The sequence below is a fragment of the Diaphorobacter sp. LR2014-1 genome, from assembly GCF_002916785.1.
Lineage (GTDB): Bacteria > Pseudomonadota > Gammaproteobacteria > Burkholderiales > Burkholderiaceae_C > Diaphorobacter > Diaphorobacter nitroreducens.
In genome coordinates, this window is the sequence record NZ_MTBE01000016.1 from 23540 (window position 1) to 49506 (window position 25967).

At 63.2% G+C, this 25967-nt stretch carries 23 protein-coding genes, 1 other RNA gene and 1 pseudogene; 12 read left to right on the top strand and 13 right to left on the bottom strand.

What is annotated here, in order from left to right; all coding sequences use genetic code 11:
• The first annotated feature begins 218 nt into the window (after positions 1-218).
• The 4 genes from BV908_RS12350 (at position 219) to BV908_RS12365 (ending at position 4184) form a co-directional block, all read left to right on the top strand.
• Entirely contained in the window at positions 219-713 is a 495-nt protein-coding gene (locus BV908_RS12350; protein WP_103738305.1) for a TIR domain-containing protein, read from the top strand.
• A gap of 31 nt (positions 714-744) precedes the next feature.
• Entirely contained in the window at positions 745-2364 is a 1620-nt protein-coding gene (locus BV908_RS12355; RefSeq protein WP_103738306.1) for a CBASS cGAMP-activated phospholipase, read from the top strand.
• 66 nt (positions 2365-2430) lie between these two features.
• On the top strand, positions 2431-3588 hold the full coding sequence (locus BV908_RS12360; protein WP_246867502.1) for a toll/interleukin-1 receptor domain-containing protein: 1158 nt from the start codon (positions 2431-2433) through the stop codon (positions 3586-3588).
• Between the two features lie 2 nt (positions 3589-3590).
• On the top strand, positions 3591-4184 hold the full coding sequence (locus BV908_RS12365) for a hypothetical protein (RefSeq protein WP_103738308.1): 594 nt from the start codon (positions 3591-3593) through the stop codon (positions 4182-4184).
• A gap of 54 nt (positions 4185-4238) precedes the next feature.
• On the opposite strand, the gene BV908_RS12370 is transcribed toward BV908_RS12365, so the two are convergent.
• The 9 genes from BV908_RS12370 to trxA form a co-directional block, all read right to left on the bottom strand.
• The gene (locus tag BV908_RS12370) at positions 4239-4901 is read right to left on the bottom strand and encodes a uracil-DNA glycosylase (RefSeq protein WP_103738309.1); all 663 of its coding nucleotides are present in this window, start codon (positions 4899-4901) and stop codon (positions 4239-4241) included.
• Entirely contained in the window at positions 4898-6034 is a 1137-nt protein-coding gene (locus BV908_RS12375) for a nucleoside triphosphate pyrophosphohydrolase family protein (protein WP_103738310.1), read from the bottom strand. The genes BV908_RS12370 and BV908_RS12375 overlap by 4 nt, the downstream gene beginning before the upstream one ends.
• A 6-nt stretch (positions 6035-6040) precedes the next feature.
• Complete coding sequence (locus tag BV908_RS12380; RefSeq protein ID WP_103738311.1) at positions 6041-6667, bottom strand: hypothetical protein; 627 nt, start codon at positions 6665-6667, stop codon at positions 6041-6043.
• On the bottom strand, positions 6667-7134 hold the full coding sequence (locus tag BV908_RS12385; protein ID WP_103738312.1) for a TIR domain-containing protein: 468 nt from the start codon (positions 7132-7134) through the stop codon (positions 6667-6669). The genes BV908_RS12380 and BV908_RS12385 overlap by 1 nt, the downstream gene beginning before the upstream one ends.
• Positions 7135-7226: 92 nt before the next feature.
• A complete protein-coding gene (locus tag BV908_RS12390) occupies positions 7227-7532 on the bottom strand; it encodes a DNA-binding transcriptional regulator (RefSeq protein WP_103738313.1) in 306 nt (101 codons plus the stop codon).
• Positions 7513-7896: a type II toxin-antitoxin system RelE/ParE family toxin gene (locus BV908_RS12395; RefSeq protein WP_019043430.1), complete on the bottom strand. Its 384-nt coding sequence runs from the start codon at positions 7894-7896 to the stop codon at positions 7513-7515. The genes BV908_RS12390 and BV908_RS12395 overlap by 20 nt, the downstream gene beginning before the upstream one ends.
• A gap of 134 nt (positions 7897-8030) precedes the next feature.
• Positions 8031-9236 (bottom strand): site-specific integrase, encoded by a 1206-nt coding sequence (locus BV908_RS12400; protein WP_103738314.1) that lies wholly within the window; start codon positions 9234-9236, stop codon positions 8031-8033.
• A gap of 225 nt (positions 9237-9461) precedes the next feature.
• Positions 9462-10724, bottom strand: coding sequence for a transcription termination factor Rho (gene rho / locus BV908_RS12405; RefSeq protein ID WP_103738315.1), 1263 nt, complete (start codon positions 10722-10724; stop codon positions 9462-9464).
• A 239-nt stretch (positions 10725-10963) separates the two neighbouring features.
• Positions 10964-11296 (bottom strand): thioredoxin TrxA, encoded by a 333-nt coding sequence (trxA, locus tag BV908_RS12410; protein ID WP_011805563.1) that lies wholly within the window; start codon positions 11294-11296, stop codon positions 10964-10966.
• 115 nt (positions 11297-11411) lie between these two features.
• Here trxA and BV908_RS12415 point away from each other — a divergent pair, with 115 nt between their 5' ends.
• From BV908_RS12415 to BV908_RS12430, 4 genes are all read left to right on the top strand, one after another.
• Positions 11412-13982 (top strand): PD-(D/E)XK nuclease family protein, encoded by a 2571-nt coding sequence (locus BV908_RS12415; protein ID WP_103738316.1) that lies wholly within the window; start codon positions 11412-11414, stop codon positions 13980-13982.
• Positions 13975-17280: a UvrD-helicase domain-containing protein gene (locus BV908_RS12420; protein WP_103738317.1), complete on the top strand. Its 3306-nt coding sequence runs from the start codon at positions 13975-13977 to the stop codon at positions 17278-17280. Before BV908_RS12415 ends, BV908_RS12420 begins: the two co-directional genes overlap by 8 nt.
• Positions 17281-17383: 103 nt before the next feature.
• Positions 17384-18079 (top strand): class I SAM-dependent methyltransferase, encoded by a 696-nt coding sequence (locus BV908_RS12425; protein WP_103738318.1) that lies wholly within the window; start codon positions 17384-17386, stop codon positions 18077-18079.
• A 13-nt stretch (positions 18080-18092) separates the two neighbouring features.
• Positions 18093-19436 carry a TIGR03862 family flavoprotein gene (locus BV908_RS12430; protein ID WP_103738319.1) on the top strand — a complete coding sequence of 448 codons (1344 nt, stop codon included), beginning with the start codon at positions 18093-18095 and terminating at the stop codon, positions 19434-19436.
• 84 nt (positions 19437-19520) lie between these two features.
• Here BV908_RS12430 and BV908_RS12435 read toward each other — a convergent pair whose 3' ends face one another.
• From BV908_RS12435 to BV908_RS22450, 3 genes are all read right to left on the bottom strand, one after another.
• Positions 19521-20156, bottom strand: a complete 636-nt coding sequence (locus BV908_RS12435; protein WP_103738320.1) for a hypothetical protein — start codon at positions 20154-20156, stop codon at positions 19521-19523.
• 273 nt (positions 20157-20429) lie between these two features.
• An RNA gene (gene ffs, locus BV908_RS12440) (signal recognition particle sRNA small type) lies at positions 20430-20526 on the bottom strand.
• 41 nt (positions 20527-20567) lie between these two features.
• Positions 20568-20720 (bottom strand): hypothetical protein, encoded by a 153-nt coding sequence (locus tag BV908_RS22450; RefSeq protein ID WP_172751387.1) that lies wholly within the window; start codon positions 20718-20720, stop codon positions 20568-20570.
• A 363-nt stretch (positions 20721-21083) separates the two neighbouring features.
• Here BV908_RS22450 and dnaX point away from each other — a divergent pair, with 363 nt between their 5' ends.
• The 4 genes and pseudogenes from dnaX (at position 21084) to BV908_RS12460 (ending at position 24705) form a co-directional block, all read left to right on the top strand.
• Positions 21084-23123, top strand: a complete 2040-nt coding sequence (gene dnaX, locus BV908_RS12445) for a DNA polymerase III subunit gamma/tau (protein WP_103738321.1) — start codon at positions 21084-21086, stop codon at positions 23121-23123.
• A gap of 29 nt (positions 23124-23152) precedes the next feature.
• The gene (locus tag BV908_RS12450) at positions 23153-23485 is read left to right on the top strand and encodes a YbaB/EbfC family nucleoid-associated protein (RefSeq protein ID WP_011805555.1); all 333 of its coding nucleotides are present in this window, start codon (positions 23153-23155) and stop codon (positions 23483-23485) included.
• Between the two features lie 158 nt (positions 23486-23643).
• Positions 23644-24234, top strand: coding sequence for a recombination mediator RecR (gene recR, locus BV908_RS12455; RefSeq protein WP_103738322.1), 591 nt, complete (start codon positions 23644-23646; stop codon positions 24232-24234).
• Positions 24235-24298: 64 nt separating this feature from the next.
• Positions 24299-24705, top strand: a pseudogene (locus BV908_RS12460) (MAPEG family protein).
• Positions 24706-24714: 9 nt separating this feature from the next.
• Here the strand turns inward: BV908_RS12460 and BV908_RS12465 are convergent.
• The gene (locus BV908_RS12465) at positions 24715-25947 is read right to left on the bottom strand and encodes an MFS transporter (RefSeq protein WP_246867503.1); all 1233 of its coding nucleotides are present in this window, start codon (positions 25945-25947) and stop codon (positions 24715-24717) included.
• Between the last annotated feature and the right edge of the window lie 20 nt (positions 25948-25967).

Here is a 25967-nt window from a genome sequence, read left to right on the forward strand (position 1 = left end):
GCGTCAGCCGAGCGGAGCGAGGGGACGATGGAAGCCCGACAGGGGCGAAACCCCGAAGGGGGTTCGATGCGCAGCACGACAGCGCGACCGGCCATGTTCCCTTGGCCGGGGATGCCCACGCAAGTCGCCCCAAATTTCAACAAATGAAGATACTTGTTGTAAATTGTGACTTGGACGGAAGTTGTATCTTTAGCCGCAAAAAAACATCAGGAGAAAAAATGACACGTAGAGCCTTTTACAGCTTTCACTATCAGCCAGACAATTGGAGAGCTGCCCAAGTCAGAAGCATGGGTGTTATAGATGGAAACAAGCCCGCTTCCGATAATGCCTGGGAAGATGTGAAAGCAGGCGGAGATGATGCAATTCAAGAGTGGATTGATGACCAATTAGCAGGGAAGACGGTTGCGATCATTCTTATTGGACAGAATACCGCCGGAAGAAAGTGGATTAACTACGAAATAAAGAAAGCATGGAGGGATAAGAGGGGAGTGCTTGGAATCTATATTCATAATCTTAAGAATAGCGCCGGAGATCAATCGGAAAAGGGAAGCAATCCATTTTCGAAATTCACTATAGACGGAGTTTCCATGGATGAAATTGTAAAGACTTACAATCCACCATACTCCACCAGCACTAATGTGTACAGTCATATCAAGGAAAACCTTGAGGACTGGATCGAGAAAGCCATTGAGATCAGGGGAAATTACTCGTAATTAAATCGTTCCAGCCAACCAGGTTTATTGCATGATTCCAAGACTGCCTCTTGCAGGGGTGAGAATTCACCTTTCAGGATCCGCTCCAGATGAGCGGCAAGAAGAAATATGCTTGTTTGTGAAGGCACTCGCCTCGCGAATATTTAGCGAGGGAGGCGCTGTGATTCACGGAAGTCACCCATCCCTATCTAAGCCTTTAGAGGATGCGGCGAGGAATTTTCTTCAAGCGGGAGGTGAGATTGGAGCGTTAACATTAGTTCGCGCTCAAAAATTTGCCGAAACAGATGCACAGATTGCAGAAATAGAAATTCAACGCCAATTCGCCGCTGTGCAAATAGTTCCTGCAGAAACTGATGGGGAAGGAAATAGTGATTTAACTCCAATGCGAGACTGGATGGCCGAGCGATCGGATGCGGTTATCTGCGTTGGAGGTAAGTGGTGGGACATAAATAAGGCTAACGCAGGAGTCCCCACTGAGCTTGATGCGATGCTAGATCTTGGAAAGCCAGGTTTCGTTGTTGCAGGATTTGGTGGAGCAATCGCGGGTTATCTAAAGGACAACCCCAGCTTGCCTTCAAGATTGCAGAATGGACTATCTGAGAATGCAAACCGAGAAATTGCGAATGATACGTCTATCGAACGTATAGTAGAAACCATTGTCAATCAGCTAAAGCTCCTACCGCTGGTGCGACGTAGTGTTTCGCGGGGGCGCAATTTTCGAATTCTTGCTCTTGATGGGGGAGGCTTGCGAGGGACGTTCACTGCCGCCGTTTTGGCGAAGTGGGATGACATGCTGAAGAGTGGCGGTGGCAACAATCTAATATCACACTTCGATTTAGTAGCTGGCACATCGACCGGCGCGATACTCGCAATCGGGCTCGCCCTCGGAATTGCGCCACGCGATATATTAAAGTTCTACCAAGAGCAAGGACCACTAATTTTCCCGAAAGATAGAAAGCTCCGACATTGGTTAAAATCCAAGCACGAATCCTCCACGCTCAGAGATTTGCTGTACAAAGTATACGGTGATAGAAAAATAAATGATGCTTCATGCTGCCGGCTCGTAATTCCTACAGTAAGAGCGAAACATGGGCAGGCTGAAGCTATTGTTACAGCTCATAGCCCAGATAGAACAGCATTCCGAGACATCTCTGCGGTCGATGCGGCACTTGCATCTTCAGCTGCTCCTACATATTTTGACGAATCTGTCTGGGATGGGCCGGTTGCTCCTGAATCTTTTCTTGATGGTGGCGTTTGGGCAAATAATCCAATTCTCCCCGCGTTGGCAGAAGCGGTTCGTTATTTAAAAATACCATTGGATCGAATAGATGTTTTAAGTGTCGGCACTATGGGCAGTGAAAGTGATTTCACTGAGTCTCTTGGAAAAGGTAAAGCTGGATGGGCGCCCAATAGCGCTGATCTCTTCTTTGCTGCTCAGGAGCATGGAGCACTAGTTTTGGCCGAAGGTTTTTTAGGTCCAACGCGCCATCTCCGGATTAATCAACAGACTCCAGCAGAAATTAAACTTGATGATGCAGAAGCGATTGAAGATATGGCAGCACGAGGGAATGAGGTAGGTAAGGATTCTTTTGTTTCCGTTCGATCTAGATTTTTGGATGGGTTGCTAGCACCAGAATGGCAAAAATATTAATTTTTCCGTAGATCCACACAAATCTCGCCTGACACTGGGTGCCTTCTCCCGATATTTAAAAATTATGTGACTAAGGTAGACATGCCTTCTCTATATCAGCTTGCAGTACTTGGAGCACCAAGTGCTGCTCAGATTTCTGAGCTTGAGAATATCGTGTCTCAAGCCGTAAGCATGTTCAATCTACGGCTGGGTCATGAGGTCGGATGGGATGTCTGTCCCGAATCATTCGAGCCTCACCAGCAAAGATCAGCCGCCGCAGTTTTTTTTGGCGGGGAGAATGCGCCTCTTGCCAATGTTGCAAAGCTGTTGGAGCGTGGCATCCCATTGCTGCCGGTGGCATCGGATGTCAGTAGAGTCAATGTAGAGATTCCAGCAATGATGCAACCGCTCAACTGCCTAGCGTATGCAGCAGGTGGTGCACAACGTGTTGCGACCGCATTGCTGGAATGTGCGGGGTTACTCCCCCGGCAACGGCGGGTTTTTGTGAGCTACCGCCGAGGTGAAGCCCGAGAAGCTGCTTTGCAATTGTTTGACGCCTTGTCAGTTCGGCTTTTCGATGTATTCCTCGACACGCACGGCATTCCACCTGCGGAGGACTTCCAGACCATGCTGTGGCATCGACTCTGCGATTCCGATGTGCTCGTGATGCTTGACACGCCAGGTTATTTCGAAAGTCGCTGGACGAGCGCGGAGTTTGGACGTGCGCTGGCCAAGGGTATCAGCGTTCTCCGTGTCGGTTGGCCGGACGCCACACCTTCTGCACGCACGGCTACTGCAAGCCGGGCGGAACTGTTGCCCGAAGAAGTAGACCCGCACACTGGGCGCCTGGCCGACGGTGCGGTAGAGCGCATCTGCTTGCAACTTGAGGAGGTCCGCAGTCAAAGCCATGCAGTGCGTTCCGTCAATCTTGTAAGCAATCTGCGTAACGCTATTGAGACGATCGGCGGTCAAATAATCGGGGTGGGAAGCAATAGAGCAGTTCATATCCGACTGCCAGATGGTCGGGCAGTTGTGGTGTATCCCACCGTCGGTGTTCCTACATCGACAACCCTGCATGAAGCCTCAACAAATTCACCCGATCAGTCAGTCGCCGTTGTCTACGATCACGTCGGTTTGCATCCCCGATGGCTAGGACATTTGGACTGGCTGGGCCGGTACATCCATTCCGCGCGATGGGTCAAGTCGAGCGAGGCGGGTTGGCAATTTGCAGATTGGGAGGCTTGAGCATGAGTGCCATCTTCCTTTCGGCCAGCGTGCCGCTTGTTGGCCGAGGCACTTATCATGAAACGGCCAATCCGTTTCTTATCCAATGTGCAGTACGAGAGTTGGCTATGGCTGTGATTCGTCGACACAAGATCGTCTGGGGTGGCCATCCCGCCATCACACCAATGATCTGGACAATCTGTGAAGACTTGGGTGTGGACTACTCGCAGTCAGTGATCTTGTATCAGAGCAAATTCTTTGAGGATCGCTATCCCGAAGAGAACAAGCACTTTCAGAATGTCGTCTACACCGAAGCGATTCCCAATGACCGGGGAGCGAGCCTGTTGACGATGCGCGAGCAAATGCTGTCGCGTGAGGACTTAGTTGCGGCAGTGTTCATCGGAGGCATGGAAGGCGTAGAGGAGGAGCACGAACTGTTCAGACACTTTCACCCCACAGCCAAGGTATTGCCTGTCCCTTCTCCGGGAGGGGCAGCGTTGAATCTCGCCAAGGATCGAGGCTATTTCGCCGATGGAGAGCTTACCGATGTGGACTTCGCTCGGCTCTTTCACACTCACCTCACGATAACCATCGATGATGAGGGCACTAGCCAGTGATCAGCTGGCTCGCAGCATCAATTGCAGCTCGTTAAAGAAACTGCCAACGCCAATTCAAAAAAGCGATTGAGTCCGTGGTGGGTATCCATAGAGTTCTGAAATTTGCTCCTGAAACTGTGTTTGGCCACCGTAACTCGGATGCCTCACACAAATAACGGGCACCGTATCCGTGATGCGATGAGCTGCTGCGGCAGCATCATTTCCTATGGCAACGATGCGGGATGGCCGCAATAGGTCAATGAGTTGCTGCAGCAATTCTTCGCCCGCACGTCTTTCACGAGCATTGTGCTGCCGGTTGGTAAACGGATCACCCGATTCGTGCGGATGAAGTGGGAAGACGTTCCAAAGGAAGATACGAGCATCAATGTGCTCCAGCATGTTCCATATGACTGCAGCAGTTCGCTCAGCGACTGCGCTTCCTACGGTAGGTCGTTCTGCAACTAAATCGAGATCCCAACGCTTGGCATGATGGGTCATGTGAACGTCATCAGTCAGGGCCAGCCCCGTGCGGCGCCCTCCACGGTATCCAAGGTCTCGGCCAATCCATATTGCATCGACCGGTTCCTCCAGCGCGCAACGCAGCATGGCAGAAAGCGCCGCGGTTCGGCGTCGAGGTGCATCGCGACGGTCATGCACTTCGCAACGATCTGAATACGGGTTAAAGCAGTTTTCAAACTGCAGCGAGGCCACCGCCTCGACAAAAGGGTGAGTCTTCATTTCTCAAGCTCCAGCGGCATATATTTAATTGTGCGCTGTTCACGGTCGCCAATGATCCAACCTCCCTGATTTTCTTTGAGCTGCCGAAAAACGGCATACCCATCAAGGATAGCTTTCTCCCACAACTTCAGCGGACACTTTTCTACTTCATAGCCGCTAACAAATTCACCAATGGTTTTCAGAATTCCCAGAGAAATCTTCTCCTGCTTCTCAAAGAAATTCAATTCCTTTGCTCTAGAAAAAATCCAGGCAGTAAGGCCTTCTTCAACAACAATGGCCCGACCACTGTCCTGCTCCTCATCGTACTTCGGCTTGCTTTTTCGTTTATGCTTGATCAATGCCCGAATTACGGGTGACCAATGTAGTACGGCCGCATAGGAAAAATGGAAGACATCGTGAAATCGATAACCATCACGGTCAGCAATATTATCAGTCAGAGGGTCTCCTATAAATACCCCATTCCATTGAAGATAGCTCTTGCCGCTTCCTCGTTGATTGACCCTAATTTTGAAATTCCTGGGCAGTTGTTCTTCATCCCCAAAATCGCTATCGAAATCAAGACCAATTAAATCAGCAGGTTGTGGCTCTAAAAATGCCCCGCGAGCTTTCCGAAGATTGCCGCGCGCCACTTCTGAAAATACCAATTCGGCAGCACGAATGGCATCCAAATAAGCTCGTGCAAAGGAAATTAGATCACTGCGCGTAGGGGAATTACCCAACAATGCCGCGGCTGACTGACCTAAACGCACCAGCGTGGTATCTACCGAACCCGGCTCAGCAATTGGTATAGCAATGTAAGCCAATGCGCCCTCGGCCATGTCGCTTGCGGCTCCCACGTTCTTAAAATCCCCATGGTTCGCTGCCTCGGCGAAAACCTCTTCAAGGGGAATCTGCATGCGCCTGCAGAGCGCGGCCAAATACCAGAGCGTGTCGCCAAACTCTTCTTCTGCCGCTTTCTTAAACCCAGGATAGGCGGATTTTTCTCGGATATGCTTTTTGGCCGTAGCCATAATTCCGCCTATTTCTCCATATAAACCTTGGAGAACAGGGCTGAAATCGGTCGGATTGAGCACGTCAGTAGCCGCAATTTCTGCAGCATAATCCGAAAGCAGAAGGGATCCTTCTTTTTGCATGTCAAATTATCCGCGAAGAGTGAGCCATTCGAATGGAGGGCCTTGGTAGCCGGTAACACCCAAACTACGTATCCACTTCTCTAGACTGGCTAGCAGTTGAGGATCATCAAAGCAAGTCAACCCTATCCCACTTTTGCACAGATGTCTGCCATTTCGGTCTTGCAACTCCCGTGGGAATTTTGGCCCCGTTCCTCCGAAATAAACAAAGTCATTGCTGACCAAAATCCTATTTACGCCAGTGTCGCGCTGTACGTGCTGAGGATTGAGCGTACCGTCTACCTGGGAGTGAAAAGAATCTCGTTGTTGCCAAGCTGCCTCAGGCCCATCTCTAAAGTAGATGTTGTCTCCACAACTTTGCTTCCGGCTTCCGTTGCGAAAAGGTTTTTTCGATTCAAACCTGGGATTCAGCGCATATTCGTCGAGTGTCATTACCTCAGTAACGCGCATGCCGTACACAAGATGTCCACCTCGACCCACGCCGTGGGCATTGCTGCCGCTGCCGATGACCCAGTCACCAACTTCGGCGCTGCGGCGAATACCTGGCTTACAGGTTACTAGCGTACAGTGACCATAGAACGGATTGGGTGCAAAACCACTGTCGTAGCGCACCACGTAGGAGTGAATGCGAGCCATCAGCAGGGGTGTCGCTTAAGGGGAACGGTGCCGCAGGGACCACCATCAGGCTTTTCCCATGTGTCTTTGCCATTAATCGCATCAATGATTGCGTCGCCGTTCCAACCAACCAAGGCGTCAGCGTATTCCTTCAAGGCATCGGGAATATCACATTCTTTTTCACCATGTTCCCAAACGCCCACAATGCGTTTGCCCTGCTTTGCGGCATATTCAATCTCCCAATTAACCCAATCGCTGTCTTTTGTCTGGGGAGAAACGTAGCAAATGAAGACGCCAGCCCAGTTGATCGCAGGTGCCAGAATTTGGGTTTTTATGTAATGCTCATCAGTGGCGTTGTTGAACTTCCCTGTATGAATCGAGGAGTCTCTGACATCCAGACCCTTCGGCGCCAGTAGATCTTTGAGCTTCTGGAGTCCATGATCGTCCTTATGGACATGGCTGATAAACACGTTTCTCGTCTCCGCCACCTGTTACCTCCATAGATGTTTTTACAACCGTTAAACATCGTAACTTCATTTGAGGCAGATGTCTGCGGGAAGTACAGACCTATTTGTCTTGATCAAAGGATTGCCTGCAGCCCCTTGTTCGCGATGACATTGAGCAGTTTGAGGGCTGGCCCTGCAGGATGGGTGTCGCCTTGCTCCCACTTGCGTACCGTGGATGCTGTGGTGTGCAGGTGCAGTGCGAACACCGGCTGGCTGAACTTCAGTCCCTCGCGCAGCCGCTTGATGTCGGCCGCGCTGAATTCCCGTACTGGCGGCGGGCAGATGGCGTCGAACTCGCGCATCGTCACCTTGCCGATCGCGCCGGCATCGTGCAGCGCGGCCAGATCGCCGCGCAGGGATTCAATGAGCTTGCTCGTCACAACACACCTCCAATAGAACGCCTATCTGCAGCGCTTTCATCAAGTCCTCTGCCGATAGCTCCAGAAACACCTTTCCGGCGAACTGCAGCGCCTTCCTTTCGTCCTGCGTGATGTTCGCCTTATCGCTTTTTGGGAATCCATGCAGAAACACATAGCGGCTACCGATTCGCGCTGACAGCAGCGTTCGATAACCGCCGCTCTTGCCGCCACCAAGACGGGCCACCCGCTTCTTGTAGAGGAAGCCGCCCAGGTCAGCATCAATCAGGCCAGCCTCCATCTCGTGAACCGCCCTGCACAAGGCGGCATCGGGCAGCTTCTCGCCCGCCTGCCACCGTGCAAAGTCCTTGCGCTTGAGGACATTCATGTCAGGCAACCCCTAAAGTATGCCCGAAACGGGCATACTTTTCCAGTCCCGCAGTCCGGCCAAGGAGGGCACCCTGAAATTGTCGTGACAGCGTCGCGACAATCCGGCAGCAGAAGCCATGTGTTGGAGCCTGCTCATGCTGCCACCTCTACCGGACGCTGCGCCCCGGTGATCGCCTTGCGCCGGTTCGCCACCAGTTCGGCCGCCTCGCGTACCGGCTTATCCTCAGTATGGACGTAGCGCATGAACATCGCCACGGTCTTGTGCGCCGTCAGCGCCATGCCCACCTTCACCGGAATCCCCGAGTTGGCGATGTCGGTGGCCGAGCGGTGTCGGATGCCGTGCGTGCCTACATGGCTCACGCCGGCGCGCTTGAGGATGCGCGTCCAGCCGCCGTAGTACTCGCCCGTGGTCATGTGCTGCCCCGGATGGTTCGGAGACGGGAACACGTGCGGGCAATCGTCCTGGCGCGGCGCAGTGGACAGCAGCCGGTAGGCTTCCTCGCTCAAGGGCTTGGACATGCCGCCGGTCTTGCTGTCGGGCCAGACCACGCGCCGGTTCTCCAGATCCACCCAATTCCATTGCAGCGTGACGATCTCGGAGCGCCTACCCGCGAACTCGAATTGCAGCCGGATGGCCAGCGGCAGAATCGCATGATCCAGCCCCAGGCCATCGGTTTCCAGGTAGTCGAGATACCGGAACAGCTTGCCCATCTCCTCGTCGCTGATGAGGTGGGTGGCCTTGCCGTTGGGGTACATCGGGACGTGGCGGCACGGGTTGGTGCCATCCGGCCGGTAGCCCCATATCTCGGCCAGGTTGAACATCTTGCGCATGACGCTGAAGGTGCGGTTGGCGTCGGCCGGCTTGTGCGCCATCTTCTTCATCGCCCCGGCCACGTCCGGGCGCTTCACGTCCTGCACCTTCATGCGGCCCAGCATCGGAATGATGTTGTTATTGATGCACTTCTGGTAGCCGACCTGGGTGCTGGGTTTGTTGCGCTGTTTGGAGTGATCCTCCATGAACTTCTTGCACAATTCCGCAACGGTGGGCGCGGATCGGGCGGCGGCCTTGGCGGCACCGGGATCGCCGCCCCGGCGCACCTCGGCCAGCCATTCTTGGGCCAGCGAGCGGGCCTGCTCGACGGTCAGTTCGCCATATAGGCCCAAGGCGGGCTTGCGGCGTTCGCCGGCGTTCGTCCGGTACTGGAGCATGAACACCTTGCGGCCTGCTGGCGTAACCTTGCACAGGAAGCCGGGCACCAGCGTGTCCCGGAATTCGACGGCCTGCGCCTGAGGTTGTGCCGCATCGACTGCGGACTTGGTGAGCTTGATCTTTGCCACGATGACTCCTCGGAAAGACCCGCTTTCCAGGAGCCTCATAGGGGCCAGCAGAGGGGAAGCCGGGTCAGGTTTCGGAAAGCACCGGCATATGTTGAACTCGCCTAAGTTATTGATAAACCTGCTGTATCGGGCTTGGGCGTAGTCCAGCGAAATGCGGTACTGGAGTCATGGTGAAATGAAAAAGCCCCGCACGAAGGCGGGGCTGGGCAAAAGCGGTGGAGCAGGTCAGCCGCCGCGGCGCATGGCCTCGAAGAACTCCACGTTGTTCTTTGTTTCCTTCATCTTCTTGATCATGAGTTCCATGGACTCGATCTCGTCCATGTTGTACATGAACTGGCGCAGGATGCGCGTCTTCTGCAGGATCTCGGGTGCCAGTAGCAGTTCCTCGCGGCGTGTGCCGCTCTTGTTGAGCTCGATGGCCGGGAAAACGCGCTTTTCGTAGAGGCGGCGGCTCAGGTGGATTTCGCAGTTGCCCGTGCCCTTGAATTCTTCAAAGATCACTTCGTCCATGCGGCTGCCGGTATCGACCAGCGCCGTGGCAATGATGGTCAGCGAGCCACCTTCCTCGACCTTGCGCGCCGCGCCGAAGAAGCGCTTGGGGCGTTGCAGGGCGTTGGAGTCCACACCGCCGGAGAGCACCTTCCCGCTGGAGGGCACCACGTTGTTGTAGGCGCGGGCCAGGCGGGTGATGGAATCCAACAGGATCACCACGTCCTTTTTCAGTTCCACGAGGCGCTTGGCGCGCTCGATCACCATCTCGGCCACATGCACGTGGCGTGCGGCGGGCTCGTCGAAGGTCGATGCAATGATTTCGCCCTTGACCGAGCGCTGCATCTCGGTCACTTCCTCGGGGCGCTCGTCCACCAGCAGCACCATCAGGTGCACATCGGGGTTGTTGGCCGTGATGGCATGGGCGATGTGCTGCATCATCACCGTCTTGCCGCTCTTCGGAGGCGCGACGATCAGCGCGCGCTGGCCGCGGCCGATGGGGGCGATGATGTCGATGATGCGGCCGGTGATGTTCTCCTCGCTCTTGATCTCGCGCTCCAGCCGCATCTGCTCCTTGGGGAACAGCGGCGTGAGGTTCTCGAACATCACCTTGTGCTTGTTCTGCTCCGGCGGGCCGCCGTTGACGGAGTCAAGCTTGGTCAGCGCGAAGTAACGCTCGCCATCCTTGGGCGTGCGCACCTCGCCTTCGATCATGTCGCCGGTGTGCAGGTTGAAGCGGCGCACCTGGCTCGGACTGATATAGATGTCGTCGGTGCTCGCGGTGTAGCTGGTGTCGGGGCTGCGCAGGAAGCCGAAGCCGTCGGGCAAGATCTCAAGCACGCCGTCGGCAAAAATCTGCTCGCCGGCTTTTGCACGCTTCTTGATGATGGCGAACATCAGCTCCTGCTTGCGCATGCGGCCGCCGTTTTCGATTTCCAGGTCTTCGGCCTGCTTGAGGACTTCAGACACGTGCAGTGCCTTGAGTTCGTTAAGGTGCATGGAGTGACTCCTGGACGGAGTGGAAATGTCTGTGTGAGGGGAAGGGCTGCGTTTCGTGCGGGCCATGGGTGATGGCGGACTTGGCGAGCCTGTGATCCGGAGCCGGCCGCTGGGTGCACGTGCGGCGAGGCGATCAGCGCGAATTATGACAGGAAAAGTTCTGCGCTATTCGCAGGTTGCCCGGGTGCTGCGCACCTCGGAAGACTGCCGGCCACGGAGGGCGGCCGGCAAGAAGGGAATCAGGCCAATTGCTGGTCGATGAAGGCGGTGAGCTGGGCCTTGCTCATGGCGCCTACCTTGGTGGCGGCGAGTTCACCGTTCTTGAACAGCATCAGCGTGGGAATGCCGCGGATGCCGAACTTGGCGGGAATCTCGCGGTTCTCGTCCACGTTCATCTTGGCAATGGTGAGCTTGCCCTGGTAGGCGCCAGCCACCTCGTCCAGGATGGGGGCGATCATCTTGCAGGGGCCGCACCACTCGGCCCAGTAGTCCACCAGCACCGGAGTGCCGGCTTTCAGCACGTCGGCTTCAAAGCTGGCGTCGGAGAGATGTTTGATGAGTTCGCTGGCCATGGCGCGTTCCTTGGTTCCTTGTGTGAGCAGTGGGCGATGCCGGTACGTATAAAGTCCAGTCATTGTGACAGAAACCGAATCCCCGCATCCTCATATGGCCGGTGCTTGTAACGCTATGACACCCATAGCAAAAGACGATCACGCCGCAGCGTGCAGCGCGGGGTGGTGCGCGGTTTTCGAGCAGGTGCGCTCAGCGGCCGCGCAGCGCGGCGCGCACCTGGCGGCCACCGTGGTGCTGGTGCCGTACGCCCAGCTCATGGGCGAGGCGCGCCGGCAATGGCAGCGCGCCTATACGCAGGGTTTCGCGCCGCGCTTCGAGACCACGCGCAACTGGGCTGCCCAGCTGGGGGCGCCACTGGCGGAGGGCAGCGAGTACGCGGGCGATATGGCGCGCGATGCGGTCACCGCACGTGCATTGCTCGACCGCGCCGGTCTTGCCGCGCACCGCGAAGTCCTCAGCGGTCCGCTGCTGGAGATGGCCGCGCAGTTGGCGGTGGTGGCAGCGGCCGTGGCTCCTGACCGGCGCCCGGACTGGGGCGAGGCGGCGCGCGCCCTGCTGCCGGCGGCGGGCGACGGTGGCGCGCTCCGGCTGGAGGCCGCCGCAGCGCGCATCGCCCTGGAATGGGTGCTGGCCTCGCGCCACGTGGGGGATGTGCTGTTCGAGTCTGGCGTGCGTGCGTCCGTGCCGCTGCTGGTGGTGGTGCAGGGCTTCCAACCCGACCCCCTGGCCCGCACGCTGGCGCAGCACTGGGCAGAGGCGGGCCTTGTCGTGGACCTGCCGCAGGTGATGGACGGCGGGAAGGCCGGCGTGCCAACCTTGCATGCCGTGCCCGATGCCGAGGACGAGGCCCAGCGCGCCGCCGCCTGTGTGTTGCAGCACCTGGCGCAGGGGCAGGCGCCCGTGGCACTGGTGGCCAACGACCGCGCGCTCACCCGCCGCATCAGTGCCTTGCTTGCCGGCGCGGGCGTGGCTGTGCACGACGAAAACGGCTGGCTGCTCTCCACCACCCACGCCGCGGCGCGGCTGATGGCGGTGCTGCAGGCCTGTGCCTGGGACGCCACCGCCGATGCCGTGCTCGACTGGCTCAAGCAGTCGCCCGCGGTGGATGGGGCCGCACTGCGCGCGCTGGAGCACTGGCTGCGCCGTGCGGGCGCCCGGCATTGGAGCGGCGCGGCGACGCAACTGCAGGCGTTGGCTGAGCGGCGCCCGGCCGAGGCCGCGTTGGCGGACCAGGTACAGGTCTGGCGCGCGCAGCTGCGGGCCGCGCGGCCGCTGGCCCAGTGGTTGCAGTCGCTGCGCGTGCTGCTGCAGGACTGCGGCCTGTGGGACGGGCTGCAGCAGGACGAGGCCGGTGCGCGCGTGCTGGCCGAGCTGCGCCTGCCCGAGGGCCTGCAGGACGATCTGCAGGACATGGACGGGGCCGGTGCGCGCATGGCGCTGGCGGACTTCACACGCTGGGTGGGAGAGGTGCTGGAATGCGCGCGCTATCGACCGGCCTATGTGGACGATGCACCCGTGGTGGTTCTGCCCCTGCCGCAGCTGCTGGCGCGCCCGTTCGCTGCGCTGGTGCTGCCCGGCTGCGATGAGAAACGCCTGCAGGCCGCGCCTGAACCGCCCGGCCCCTGGACGCAGGCGCAGCGCGAGGGACTGGGGCTGCCTACGCGCGACCTGTTGGCCGCCGCGCAGCGCGCCGCCTGGCGGCAGGCCCTGCGTATTGCGCGTGTCGACCTCCTGTGGCGCGTGGGTGACGAGGGGGGCGAACCCCTCCTGCCGAGTCCGCTGGTCCAGGCGCTTCGGCTGGACGGACCCGGCACGGACGGTGCCGATCCCCGGGTGACGCGCAGCGTGCCCGTGGCACCCACGGCGCGTCCGCTGCCGGTGGGCGCGCAGCTGCCGGTGCAGCGGCTATCGTCCTCGGCATATTCCGACCTGCGCCACTGTCCTTACCGCTTCTTCGCGCTGCGCCAACTGCAGCTGCAGGAAGACGACGAACTGGACGCCGGGCTGGACAAACGTGACTTCGGCACCTGGCTGCATGCCGTGCTGCAGCACTTCCATGAGGCGTTGCAGGACGCGCCCACGGGCGACGCCGCGGCGCGCACGGCGCTCATGGACGAGGCGGCTGCGCGCGCTACGCGCGAGCTGGGGCTGCAGGAGGGCGACTTCCTGCCCTACGCCTCGGGCTGGCCCGCGCTGCGCGCCGGCTATCTGGAATGGCTGGGCAAGCACGAAGCCGCTGGCGCCTGCTTTCGCCAAGCCGAGCTGCGCGCGCGCCAGCCGCTGGGCGCGCTGGAACTGGTCGGCACACTGGACCGTGTGGACGCCGTGCGTCCGCAGGGCGGCGGCGAACCCCTGGCGCTGGTGATCGACTACAAGACCGAGAGCGACGCCCTCACGCGCGGGCGCATCAAGGCCGGGGCCGAGGACACGCAGCTCGCCTTCTATGCCGCATTGCTGCAGGACGACACCTTGCGGGCCGCGTACGTGAATGTGGGCGAGCGCGGCGAAACCCGGCTGCACGAGCAGGACGACGTGGTGCACCTGCGCGACCTGCTGCTGGACGGCATCACGCACGACATGCAGCGCATTGCCGCCGGCGCGCCGCTGCCCGCGTTGGGCGAGGGCAGCGTGTGCGAATGGTGCGCCGCGCGCGGTCTGTGCCGCAAGGATTTCTGGAATGAGTGAAGCTGCCGCGCAAGCCGCCTACGAACACAACGGCCAACCGGTCACGCGGGAGGCCTTCTATGCCATCGCCTGCGACCCGCAGCGCAGCGTGGCCGTGGAGGCCTGCGCCGGCGCCGGCAAGACCTGGATGCTGGTCTCGCGCATGCTGCGCGCGCTGCTGGACGGCTGTGCGCCGCACGAGATCCTGGCCATCACCTTCACCAAGAAGGCCGCGGGCGAAATGCGCCAGCGCCTGCAGGAATGGCTGCAGGAGTTTGCGGCCAAGCCGCTGCCTGATCTGGAAAAGGAGCTGATTGCAAGAGGAATCGGGCCGCAGCGCGCTCTGGACAAGCGCGAGCAGCTACAAAAACTATACCGGCAGACGCTGGACGCGGGCCGCCCCGTGCAGATACGCACCTTTCACAGCTGGTTTGCGGCGCTGCTGGGCACGGCGCCGCTGGCGGTGCTGGAGCAGCAGGGCCTGCCCGCCCATTACGACTTGCTGGAGGATGACGCCGAGGCAGTGCGCGAGGTCTGGCGTCCCTACCTCGCCGCCGTGGCGCAGGACGCCGCGCTGCGCGCGGATTACGAAGCCTGCGTGGCGCATCACGGCCGCTCGCAGACGCACAAGGCGCTCGAAGGCGCGCTGGCCAAGCGCGTGGAGTTCGCGCTGGCCGACGAGGCGGGCGTGGTGGACGCATCGATCCCGCATTTCGGCACGCAGTTCTCGGACCTTGCCGGCTTGCACCATCCGGCCGATGCGCTGGCCAGCGACGCAGCGCGCCAGCGCTGGCATGCCTGGGCCCAGGTGCTGGGGGCGCAGGCGAACAAGACGCCGCAGAAGGCCGCCAACGCGGTGATCGACGCCTGGCTGTGCGACGACCTGGGCCAGCGTCTGGACACGCTGCGCAAGGCCTTCTTCGTGGCCAGCGAGGACCGCCTGTCCAAGAATCTGGAGAAGTTCGCCGCCGCGCAGGAGGCCGAGGGCGAACTGCAGCGCCTGTGCGCCGCGCGCCGCCAGCACGAGGCCTGGCTGCACCAGCAGCGCATGGCGCGGCTGGCGCGTGCGCTCATCGCGCAGTTCGCCCAGCTCAAGCGCGAGCGCGGCTGGGTGGACATGAACGACGTGGAGCGCACGGCGCTGGTCATGCTGTCCGACCCCATCCTCTCCGGCTGGGTGCAGGAGCGGCTGGACGCGCGCGTGCGCCACCTGCTGGTGGATGAGTTCCAGGACACCAACCCGCTGCAGTGGCAGGCGCTGCATGCCTGGCTGGCCGGTTACGCGGGCGCGGGCGGCGGCCAGCAGCCGCCCAGCGTGTTCATCGTGGGTGACCCCAAGCAGAGCATCTACCGCTTTCGCCGCGCCGAGCCGCAGGTCTTCAAGGCCGCCCAGGCCTTCGTACGCGAGGGGCTGGGGGGCGACTTGCTGGCCTGCCACCACACGCGGCGCAACGCCATCGGCGTGATCGCAGCGGTGAACCAGGCCATGCAGGCGGCGCAGGCGCAGGGTGAGTACGCGGGCTTTCGCGACCACACCACCGAATCGCGCGACCCGGGGCAACTGCTGCGCCTGCCCCCGATCACGGCGCCTGACGGGGGTGATGCCGCCGCGGCCACTGCCCCCGAGTGGCGCGACACTCTGACCCAGCCGCGCCATGAAGCCGAGGAAACCCTGCGCATGCGCGAATGCGCGCAGGCTGCGCAATGGGTGGCGGCGCAGATCGCCGCGGGCGTGCAGCCGCAGGAGATCATGGTGCTCGCGCGCAAGCGCGACCGGCTGGCCTCCCTGCAGGAGGCCCTGCGCGCGCTGCACGTGCCCTGCGTGCAGCCCGAGAAGGCCGAGCTGGGCGAGGCGCCCGAGGTGCAGGACATCGTCGCGCTGCTGGATGCGCTGGTCTCACCGGGGCATGACCTTTCGCTGGCGCGTGCGCTGCGCTCGCCGCTGTTCGGCCTGACGGATGACGCGCTGGTGCAGATTGCGCTGCGGGTACGCCAGACGGCCGCAGAAGGATCCCCGTGCAGCTGGTTCGACGTACTTCAAAAAAGTGAGCTGCTTCCGCCCGACCTGCAAGCGCTGGCGCCTGTTTTGGCTCAATACAAGCGATGGGTGGAAACACGCCCCCCCCACGATGCGCTGCATGCCATCTACGAACACGGCGACGTGCCCGCGCGCTTTGCCGCCGCGGCTCCCGCCTCGCAGCGTGCGGGCGTGCTGGCCAACCTGTGCGCTTTGCTGGCCGCGGCGCTGCAGCAGGACGGGGGACGCTACCTCACGGCCTATGCCTTCGTGCGCGCCATGAAGCGCCCGGGCATGCGCGCACCCGGCCGCGTGGAGGCGCAGGCCGTGCGCCTGCTCACCATCCACGGCGCCAAAGGGCTGGAGGCGCACAGCGTGCTGCTGCTGGACACCGATGCGCGCGCGCAGAAGGCCGAGACCATGGGCGCGCTGGTCGACTGGCCGGGCGAGCAGGCCGCTCCGCTGCGCTTTGTCTTTCTGGCCAGCGAATCCAACCCGCCGCCCAGTGCGGTGGACCTGCTGGCGGCGGAACTGGCGGAGCGCCAGCGCGAGGAGCTCAACACCCTCTATGTGGCCATGACACGCGCCAAGCATTGCCTGGCCTTGTCGGCGGTGCAGTCCAGCACGGCCGCGCCCGGCAGTTGGTGGAACCGGCTGGCCGAGTCCCTGCAGGACGCGCCAGTGCCGCCCGCCGCGCCATTGGGCGATGTGGCTGACGATGCCGCCGTCGCGTTGCCGCAGCTTCCGCCGTATGCGGGGGCTGCGCCGGGGGCACAAGCCGCTGCGGCGGGTGCTCCCGTCTCCACCCCGCAGTCGCGCCAGGGCGAGGCCATGCACCAGTTGCTGGAGCAGGCGGGCGTGGTCGGCGCCCCGCGGGCGGGCGGCGTGTGGCCCGCGCGGCGGCTGGCGCAGCTGGCGCGTGACTTCGACATCACGGCGGAGGCTGCCGCACAGGCCGCAGCGATGGCGCGGAGCATTCTGCAGGGCGAGGGTGCCTGGGCGTGGAACCCCGATCACGTGGAGCAGGCCCTCAACGAAGCGCCGCTGGTGTACCAGGGCCAGGGTCTGCGTCTGGACCGCCTGGTGCGGCTGCGCCAGCCGCGTGAGGGTGCGCGCTGGTGGGTGCTGGACTACAAGAGCGCCACCGCGCCCGAGCGCCAGCCGCAGCTGATGGCCCAGCTGCGCCTGTACCGCGAAGCGGTGGGAGCGCAGTTTCCGGGCGAGCGGGTGGGCGCGGCTTTCTTGACGGGCGATGGGAGGCTGGTGGTCGTGGACGCGCCAGGGCAGGGCGTGCTGTTCTGACCGGGTGGGCAGGCGCCGGGCCTGTGGCCGGCGTACGGGAATACCCCGCGTCGTGCGCAGGGGTAGGTACCATCGGTTGATTCTGCCGATTGATCGATGACCCATGAACCACACCCTCGTCCCTGATGAACTGGATGTCCTGGTCGAGTTGCTGCCAACCCCCGGCACGCGCGTCATCGAACTCGGATGCGGCGGTGCGCGCATGGCGCGGCAGATGCTGCAGCGTTGGCCGGACATGCGGTATCTGGGGCTGGAAGTGGACCTCCGGCAGCACGCAATCAACCTGCAGGACACGCCGCCGCGCATGCGCTTTGCCGTGGGTGGTGCGCAGGCCATTGCAGGCGATGACGCGCAGTTCGACCTGGCGCTGATGCTCAAGTCCCTGCACCACGTGCCGCTGGATGCGATGGACCAGGCGCTGACCGAAGTGGCGCGCGTGCTGCGTCCCGGCGGGCATTTGTACGTTTCGGAGCCGGTCTACGAAGGCGCGCTCAACGAGATCGTGCGCCTGTACAACGACGAAGGCATCGTGCGCGCCGCTGCGCAGGCGGCGCTGGACCGCGCGCTGGCTGTCCGCGGCACCTGGGAGCAGGTGGCGCAACGGCGATTCGACATGCCTGTGCATTTCGAGGACTTCGCCCAGTTTGAGCGGCGGATGATGAACCCCACCTTTGCCGACCACCGCATCGACGTGTCCTTGCGCGAGCGCGTGGCGGCGGCCTTCGCGCCGCATTGCACGATGGAGGGAGCGCACTTCGTGCGGCCCATGCACGTGCGCCTGCTGCGGCGTGCGGGTTGATGAAAGCAACACCATGATGGATACGGATCTGCGATCCTGCGAGATCGCCGTGATTGGCGCGGGCCCGGCTGGCCTGATGGCCGCCGAGACCGCCGCAGCGGCGGGCCTGAGCGTGCAGGTGTTCGACGCCATGCCTTCGGTGGGACGCAAGTTCCTGCTGGCGGGCAGGGGCGGGCTGAACCTCACGCATTCCGAACCGCTGGCGGCCTTCATGGCGCGCTATGGCGATCGCCAGCAGGCGCTGACGCCCTGGCTGCGAGACTTTGGCCCCGAGGACTTGCGCGCGTGGGCTGATGCCTTGGGCACGCAGACCTTCGTCGGTACGTCGGGCCGGGTGTTCCCCAAGGACATGAAAGCCGCGCCGCTTCTGCGTGCCTGGCTGCAGCGCTTGCGCGGGCAGGGGGTGCAGCTGCACATGCGCCATCGCTGGATGGGCTGGGCCGACGCATTGAATGGCATCACGCCGCCTGTGCTGCGCTTTGCCGCGCCGGCGGGAGAGGTGCGGGTAAGGGCGCGCGCCGTCGTGCTGGCCCTGGGCGGCGGCAGCTGGGGCCGCCTGGGCTCGGACGGTACCTGGGCGCCGCTGCTGGCGCAGCGCGGCGTGCCTGTAGCGCCGCTGGCGCCGTCCAACTGCGGTTTCGACGTACCGCGCGTGGATGCGCCCGTGGGCGAGACGCGGCGAGAGTTCTTTCTGGAGCTCATCGGCCGAGGCGCGCCCGCCGTCGGCTGGACGCCGCATTTCGTCGAGCGCTTCGCGGGCCAGCCCTTCAAGTCGGTGGTGCTGTCCTTCACCGACAGCCAGGGCCGGCGCTTTGAGCGGCGCGGGGAATTCGTGGCCACGGCCACGGGCGTGGAAGGCAGCCTGGTCTATGCGGTCTCCAGCCTGCTGCGCGACGAGATCGTGGCACACGGTCACGCCACCTTCCACCTGGACCTGCTGCCCGACCACACGCCCGAGCGCGTGCTGGCCGAGGTGCGCCACCCGCGCGGCTCGCGCAGCCTTTCCACCCACCTCAAGAGCCGGCTGGGCCTGGACGGCATCAAAACCGCCGTCCTCTACGAACAACTGGGCAAGGACGGTATGTCCGACCCGGTGGCGCTGGCCCATGCCATCAAGGCCTTGCCCATCACCGTGGTGGCAGCACGCCCATTGGATGAGGCCATCAGCACGGCCGGCGGCGTGGCCTTCGAAGCGCTGGATACGCGCCTCATGCTGCGCACCATGCCCGGGGTTTTCTGCGCGGGCGAGATGCTGGACTGGGAGGCGCCCACCGGGGGGTATCTGTTGACTGCGTGCTATGCCACCGGGCGTGCGGCAGGAGCGGGTGCCGCGCACTGGCTGGCAACGCAGGCGTAGTACAGCAGGGGCGCCGCCTTGGGCCATGCTCTGCGGTCATTGCGGGAAGGTCGGCGTCAACCCAGAGCGTTGCTGAGCGCGCGGTCAAAACTTCGCGCGGTAATACACCATGGGCCCGCCGCGGCGGGCGCGCAGCACCAGCCGCGCATCGCCTTGCAACTGCACGCCGATGGCGCCCAGCTCGGGGACCAGACCGCGCGTGCGCGATGCGGACCATTGCACCTCCAGACGGGTGCCGAAGTTGCTGCCCTGGTCGCGACCCCAGATCATGCCCATGGCGTCGTGCAGGCCCGTGTGCGGGTGGGTGCGGGCCCAGGCCTGCAGGTCCAGCCGTACGCGCGGCTGCAACTGTGATCGCCAGCGCAGACCCAGGTCGTAGGCCAGCGGGGTGCCTGACGGGTAGGCCGGGCTGACGGCTCCTGCGCGGGCCGCGCCGTCCGACGGAACCACCACGCCCAGCGTCAGCCCCAGGCGAGAGGCTTGCAGCGGCGTAAGCCAACGGGTGATGTCCGTGTACTGAACGCTGTTGCCGAATGATGCGCGCGGAAGATCGCTGCCGTTCAGGTCGGGGTAGGTGGCGGTGTTCTGCGTGAAGGCGGCGGAAGAAGGCTCATCCTGAGCCTCTCGCAATGCGGTCGCAGCACCGTCTGCCAGACTCTCATCGCCCCGGGCGGGAAATGCCGCGCACAGGCACAGCAGGCACACAATGCCCCAATCCATGGCCGGCCGTGGCAGCGGCCGGAGCAGATGACTTGCAAGCAGCGCGGACATGGCAGACAGCATGGCGGCACGGGACAGCAAGAAAGTGGATCGGTGGCAAGAACTCCTGGTGCGCAGTATGGACCGCGGGCACGTGCTTGTCGCGATCGCCGTGCTTGTTCCACTGTAGGACGGAGCTGACGCATCGCGTTCATGTGCGGGAACGCCGCAACCGCCCGATGAAACGCAAAGCGCTCAGGCGACGCAAAAAAAGAAGGGGGAAGAAAAGAAGAAGGTGACGAGCCTTACCCCCGGCACTGGCTCCACAGTTAGGGCTGCTTGGTTCCCCACCTGACCCGGTTGGCCGCTTCACCATGCGGGGAGGCCCGTCGCCTGTGATTGTACGACGAACCACGCTCTGCCCGTGGCCTGTCAGAACTTTGCCCGGTAGTACAGCATGGGGCCGCCGCGCCGGACGCGCAGCAGCAAACGTGAGTCGCCCTGCAACTGCACGCCGATGGCGCCAAACTCGGGCGTGCTGGGCAGCGAGTAACCGTCTGGCTCGGGGTGGTTACGCGCACGCACATCCAAAGCCGCAGGTAATGGCTGTTGCTGCGTCGGCGGATCGGCAGCGGCGGTGTTTTGGGAATCCTCCTGTGCTTGCGTTGGTGGCTGCAGGCACAGACACGGTAGCCAGCAGGCGAGACGCACCCCAGCCGACCGGGTCAGCAACCCTTGTCGCGATAGTCGCCTGCGGGCCGCAAGGGATGGAAGCAGGGCGGGCAACATGGCGGTACGGTGCGACTGGCAGTATGCAGTCATTCCCGGGGAGTATGAATCCTGGCAGAAAGCAGATCGCCCTCGGTTGGCGCGGTGGCCTGCGTAGGCACGGGCCAGCTAGAAGCCTTGGCGCGCTGCGTGTCTGGCCCGCACATAGAATCACGCCCCATGTCCTATCTTGTGCTCGCCCGCAAATACCGTCCCAAGACCTTCTCTGAGATGGTGGGGCAGGAGCACGTGGTGCAGGCGCTCTCCAACGCGCTCACGCAGCAGCGGCTGCACCACGCCTACCTGTTCACCGGCACGCGCGGCGTGGGCAAAACCACGGTCTCGCGCATCCTGGCCAAATCGCTCAATTGCCAGGGGCCGGACGGCCAAGGCGGCATCACTGCCACGCCCTGCGGCGTGTGCCCGGCCTGTACCGACATCGACAGCGGCCGGTTTCCTGACTACACCGAGCTGGATGCCGCCTCCAACCGCGGCGTGGACGAGGTGCAGGGGCTGCTGGAGCAGGCCGTCTACAAGCCGGTGCAGGGGCGCTTCAAGGTCTTCATGATCGACGAAGTGCACATGCTCACGAACACGGCGTTCAACGCCATGCTCAAGACGCTGGAGGAGCCGCCGGAATACCTCAAGTTCGTGCTGGCCACCACCGATCCACAGAAGGTGCCAGTCACGGTGCTCTCGCGCTGCCTGCAGTTCAACCTGCGGCCCATGGCGCCCGAGACGGTGCTGGAGCACCTCACCCGCGTGCTCGCCGCCGAGAACGTGCCCGCCGAGCCGCAGGCCCTGCGGCTGCTGGCCCGCGCCGCGCGCGGTTCCATGCGCGACGCGCTCAGCCTGACCGACCAGGCGATTGCCTTCGGCAGCGGCCAATTGCAGGAAGCCGCTGTGCGCCAGATGCTGGGCAGCGTGGACCGCAGCCATGTGTTCCGTCTGATCGACGCGCTGGCGCAGGGCGATGGCCGCACGGTGGTCGAGACGGCGGACACCCTGCGCATCAACGGCCTGTCCGCCGCCTCCACGCTGGAGGACATGAGCGCCGTGCTGCAGCGCATGGCCGTGCTGCAGGCCGTTCCGCAGATGGCTGCGGCCGCGGACGCCAGCGACCCTGAGGCGGCAGAGGTTGCGCGCCTGTCTGCCGCCCTGCCGGCCGACGAGACGCAGCTGCTGTACAGCATCTGCCTGCACGGCCGCGCCGATCTGGGTCTGGCGCCCGACGAATATGCCGCGCTGACCATGGTGCTGCTGCGCCTGTTGGCGTTCAAGCCGGCGGCTTCGGAAGGCGGCGCGGCTGCCTCGGCTGAAAAAAAAACTCTGACGCGGCCTGAAGCCGCAGCGCCGTCGGCCCATGCGCCGGCCGATACGCCGGTAGTCCAGGCACCGCAGGCTGTGCCGGCCGCCGCGGACCGGGCTCCTGCACCGCCGCCGGTGTCGGTGCACCCGGCTCCGGTCGAGGCGCCCGCGATGGACTGCGCGACTGCCGCGCCCGCCCGGCCCGCCGCATCGGCAGCGCCTACGCGGGCGCAAGCCACGCCGGACGATGTGAACCAGGCCGTGCAGGACGCGTTGGACGCGGGCGACCGCGAATCGCCCCCGTGGGAAGCCGGCGACGCGGCCCAGGCGCCCGTACGGGCCGCAGCGCCTGTGCGTCTGCCCGTACGCTCCCCTGAGGATCTAAGGCAAAAAACACCTCCAGCGCCCGCCCATACAGCGCAAGCAGCTCCTGAAACGGTAGCAATCCCCGTGCGTACCGCGCCGGAACCCGGCGCGCGCCTGCAGCCCCTGCCATCGGCGGCCCCGGCACCCGCGCGGCTGGTGCGCACCGAGGAGGGCGATGTCTGGCATGCCACCGTGCAGCAGCTCATTGCCCAGGAGGCCATCACCGCCCTGGTGCGCGAACTGGCGCTGCAGTCGCAACTGGTGGCGCGTGACCCGGACCATTGGCTGCTGCGCGTGGAGCGGGAGTCGCTCAACCAGCCCACGGCGCGCGAGCGCCTGCGCGCGGCGCTGGAGGCCGCGGGCCATGCGCGCCAGATCAGCGTGGAAGTGGGTGTGGTGATCGACAGCCCCGCGCGCCGCAACGCGCACGCCGCGGCCGAACGCCAGCGCGTGGCCGAGGAGATCGTCCACAACGACCCCTACGTGCAGCAACTGATGCGTGATTTCGGGGCGAAAATCGTGCCGGGCAGCATCAAGCCTGCATAACCATTTTTGAAACGCAAAGGAAACCATCCATGTTCAACAAGGGACAGCTCGCCGGCCTCATGAAGCAGGCCCAGGCCATGCAGGACAACCTGAAGAAGGCCCAGGACGACCTGGCCAACATCGAGGTCGAAGGCGAATCCGGCGCCGGCCTGGTGAAGGTGCTGATGACCTGCAAGCACGACGTCAAGCGCGTCACCATCGACCCCAGCCTGCTGGCCGACGACAAGGACATGCTGGAAGACCTGGTGGCAGCCGCTTTCAACGCCGCGGTGCGCAAGGCCGAGGAGACTTCGGCGGAGAAGATGGCCAAGATCACGGCCGGCATGCCAGGCCTTCCCGGCGGCATGAAATTCCCCTTCTGAGGGCAGGCTACTGCGCGCCGGCCATGCGTCGTGGGGCGGTGCTCGCAATCCTCACGTACTAGGCAAGTACGTTCCGGTTGCTGTGCTCCGTCCGCCTCGCCTGGCAGGCGCTCGCTACGCCCTTGGGGGCGGCGTTTGCACTCCGAAATCCATTCTTCATGTCCGACACCAGCTCCCTTGACGCACTGATCCAGGCCCTGCGGCGCCTGCCCGGTGTGGGCGTGAAGTCGGCGCAGCGCATGGCGTTTCATCTGCTGCAGCATGACCGCGCCGGCGCGCAGGTGCTGTCGCAGGCGCTCGCGCAGGCGGCAACGCAGGTGCGCCATTGCGAGCGCTGCCACACCTTCACCGAGGGCGCGGTGTGCGAGACCTGCCTGGACCCGGCGCGCGACGCCAACCGCCTGTGCGTGGTGGAGACGCCCGCCGACCAGGCCGCGATGGAGCGCACCGCGGCGTTCAAGGGGCTGTACTTCGTGCTCATGGGGCGGCTGTCGCCGCTGGATGGGGTGGGGCCGCGCGACATCGGTGTGCACAACCTGCTGGAGCGCGCCAGCGACGGCGTGGTGCAGGAGGTGATCCTGGCCACCAGCTTCACGGCCGAGGGAGAGGCCACGGCCCACGCGATCGGCGAGGCGCTCAAGCGCCGCGGCGTGCACGTCACGCGCCTGGCGCGGGGCGTGCCCGTGGGTAGCGAGCTGGAATACGTGGACCTGGGCACCATCGCTCATGCGCTGGCGGATCGGCGCTGAATATCAAAAACAATAGCTGCTAGCGCTTGTTGGATAAGCGCTGGAGGCCAAAAACACTGCAAAAATGAACACAACAATGCATGTGGCCCGCTTCACCGTGGCCTACTGGTGCGTGCTGATTGCGGCGCTGCTGCCCATGGCTTGCGCGCTGCTGGCCAAGCGGGGGGCTTTCGCGGCAGCGACAACCACGACCCACGCGCGTGGCTGGCGCGCCAGACCGGCTGGCGCGCCCGTGCCAATGCGGCGCAGGCCAACAGCTTCGAGGCGCTGCCGTTCTTCATCGGCGCGGTCATCATCGCGCACCAGTTGGGCGCGCCGCAGATGATGCTGGACCTGCTGGCCTTCCTGTTCGTGATGCTGCGCGTGTCCTACATCACCATGTACGTGGGCGACATGCCCACGGCGCGCAGCCTGGTGTGGGGCGCGGGACTGCTGGTCAACATCGCCATCCTGCTGATCGGCTGGCGCTGACACCAGCGGTTAAAGGTGCTGCTGCGGCACGGGGATCTCCGCGGTGCGCATGCCCAGCGCGGTGACCACGGCGCTCAGCAGGGCCATGGCGCCGCAGAACACCAGCAGGCCGCGGTTCAGGCCCACGTGGTCCGACAGCCAGCCCATGCCCAGGATGGGCACGATGGTGCCCAGGTACCCCACGATCAGGTAGGACGACAGCAGGCCGCCGCGCTCTTCGGGCGTGGTGAGCTTGGCCACCACGCCCATGCCCGCCACATTGGCCAGCCCATGGCCGAAGGCCGTGGCGATCACCGCCGCGCCAAACACCAGCGTGGCGCCGGTGAGCGTGGTCGCCATGAGCAGCAGGTTGCACAGCACCAGCGCGCAGCCGCTGGCCAGGGCCACGCGCTTGGTGCGCCAGTTGCGCACCATGAACTGGAACGCGGACGACAGGAACAGGATCATCGCGATCGACAGTCCGCTCACGGCCGGCCCATGCCAGGGCACGATCTCCTGCATGAAGCTGGGCGCCAGCGATGAGTACAGGCTGAACATGCCGAAGGCGCTGAAGGCGCCCATGCTCGCCAGCCAGAACTGGCGCCGGCGCAGGCGCGGCGGCGGCGTGAGCCGCGGCATCCACTGTGCGATCACGCCGCGCCAGGTGCCGGGCGGCAGGGCATCGTCCCGCGTTCCCCCTGTGGGCAGCCCGCGCAGTTGGTGCAGCGCATACACCGCCAGCAGGCCCATGGCCGCCGTGGGCACGTAGGCGGTGACGAGCGGGTGGGGCACCCACTGGGCCATCAAGCCGCCCACGAGCGGCCCCAGGCCGAAACCCAGCGTCATCGCCACGGTGGTCAGTGCGGCCGTGCGCCGTGGATCACGCCCGGGGCGGGCCTGCACCATGCCGATGGAGGCCGAGGTGGTGATCATTCCCGACGCCAGCCCGATCATGAGCCGCGCCAGCATGAAGACGGGCACATTCCACGCCAGGGCTGACAGGACCACGCCCGCGGTCATCAGCGCGAGGCCCGTGCGCAGGATGGCCAGGAAGCCGTGGCGCTGCGTGAGCCGCCCCAGAAACAGCAGGCTGGTGAGCGCGCCGAACATGTACACCACGAAGAGATGCGTGATGTCGCTGGGCTTGAGCCCCCAGGCCTGCTGGTAGAGCGGGTACAGCGGGCTGGCCAGCGCCGTGCCCATGACGCCGACGCACATGGCATAGCCAATCCAAACAACGGGAGACCAGGAGCGTTCTTGCATAGGTGGAGGGAGAAAGCCCG

Bases quoted from the DNA above. Each gene is read 5' to 3' on its own strand.
- BV908_RS12450 (WP_011805555.1), top strand. From the start codon at position 23,153: ATGTTCAACAAGGGACAGCTCGCCGGCCTCATGAAGCAGGCCCAGGCC.
- BV908_RS12380 (WP_103738311.1), bottom strand. From the start codon at position 6,667: ATGGCTCGCATTCACTCCTACGTGGTGCGCTACGACAGTGGTTTTGCA.
- BV908_RS12465 (WP_246867503.1), bottom strand. From the start codon at position 25,947: ATGCAAGAACGCTCCTGGTCTCCCGTTGTTTGGATTGGCTATGCCATG.
- dnaX (WP_103738321.1), top strand. From the start codon at position 21,084: ATGTCCTATCTTGTGCTCGCCCGCAAATACCGTCCCAAGACCTTCTCT.
- BV908_RS12365 (WP_103738308.1), top strand. From the start codon at position 3,591: ATGAGTGCCATCTTCCTTTCGGCCAGCGTGCCGCTTGTTGGCCGAGGC.
- BV908_RS12375 (WP_103738310.1), bottom strand. From the start codon at position 6,034: ATGCAAAAAGAAGGATCCCTTCTGCTTTCGGATTATGCTGCAGAAATT.
- BV908_RS12425 (WP_103738318.1), top strand. From the start codon at position 17,384: ATGAACCACACCCTCGTCCCTGATGAACTGGATGTCCTGGTCGAGTTG.
- BV908_RS12350 (WP_103738305.1), top strand. From the start codon at position 219: ATGACACGTAGAGCCTTTTACAGCTTTCACTATCAGCCAGACAATTGG.
- BV908_RS12355 (WP_103738306.1), top strand. From the start codon at position 745: ATGATTCCAAGACTGCCTCTTGCAGGGGTGAGAATTCACCTTTCAGGA.
- BV908_RS12430 (WP_103738319.1), top strand. From the start codon at position 18,093: ATGATGGATACGGATCTGCGATCCTGCGAGATCGCCGTGATTGGCGCG.
- BV908_RS12435 (WP_103738320.1), bottom strand. From the start codon at position 20,156: ATGGATTGGGGCATTGTGTGCCTGCTGTGCCTGTGCGCGGCATTTCCC.
- BV908_RS12395 (WP_019043430.1), bottom strand. From the start codon at position 7,896: ATGAATGTCCTCAAGCGCAAGGACTTTGCACGGTGGCAGGCGGGCGAG.
- BV908_RS12415 (WP_103738316.1), top strand. From the start codon at position 11,412: ATGACACCCATAGCAAAAGACGATCACGCCGCAGCGTGCAGCGCGGGG.
- recR (WP_103738322.1), top strand. From the start codon at position 23,644: ATGTCCGACACCAGCTCCCTTGACGCACTGATCCAGGCCCTGCGGCGC.
- BV908_RS12370 (WP_103738309.1), bottom strand. From the start codon at position 4,901: ATGAAGACTCACCCTTTTGTCGAGGCGGTGGCCTCGCTGCAGTTTGAA.
- BV908_RS12420 (WP_103738317.1), top strand. From the start codon at position 13,975: ATGAGTGAAGCTGCCGCGCAAGCCGCCTACGAACACAACGGCCAACCG.
- rho (WP_103738315.1), bottom strand. From the start codon at position 10,724: ATGCACCTTAACGAACTCAAGGCACTGCACGTGTCTGAAGTCCTCAAG.
- trxA (WP_011805563.1), bottom strand. From the start codon at position 11,296: ATGGCCAGCGAACTCATCAAACATCTCTCCGACGCCAGCTTTGAAGCC.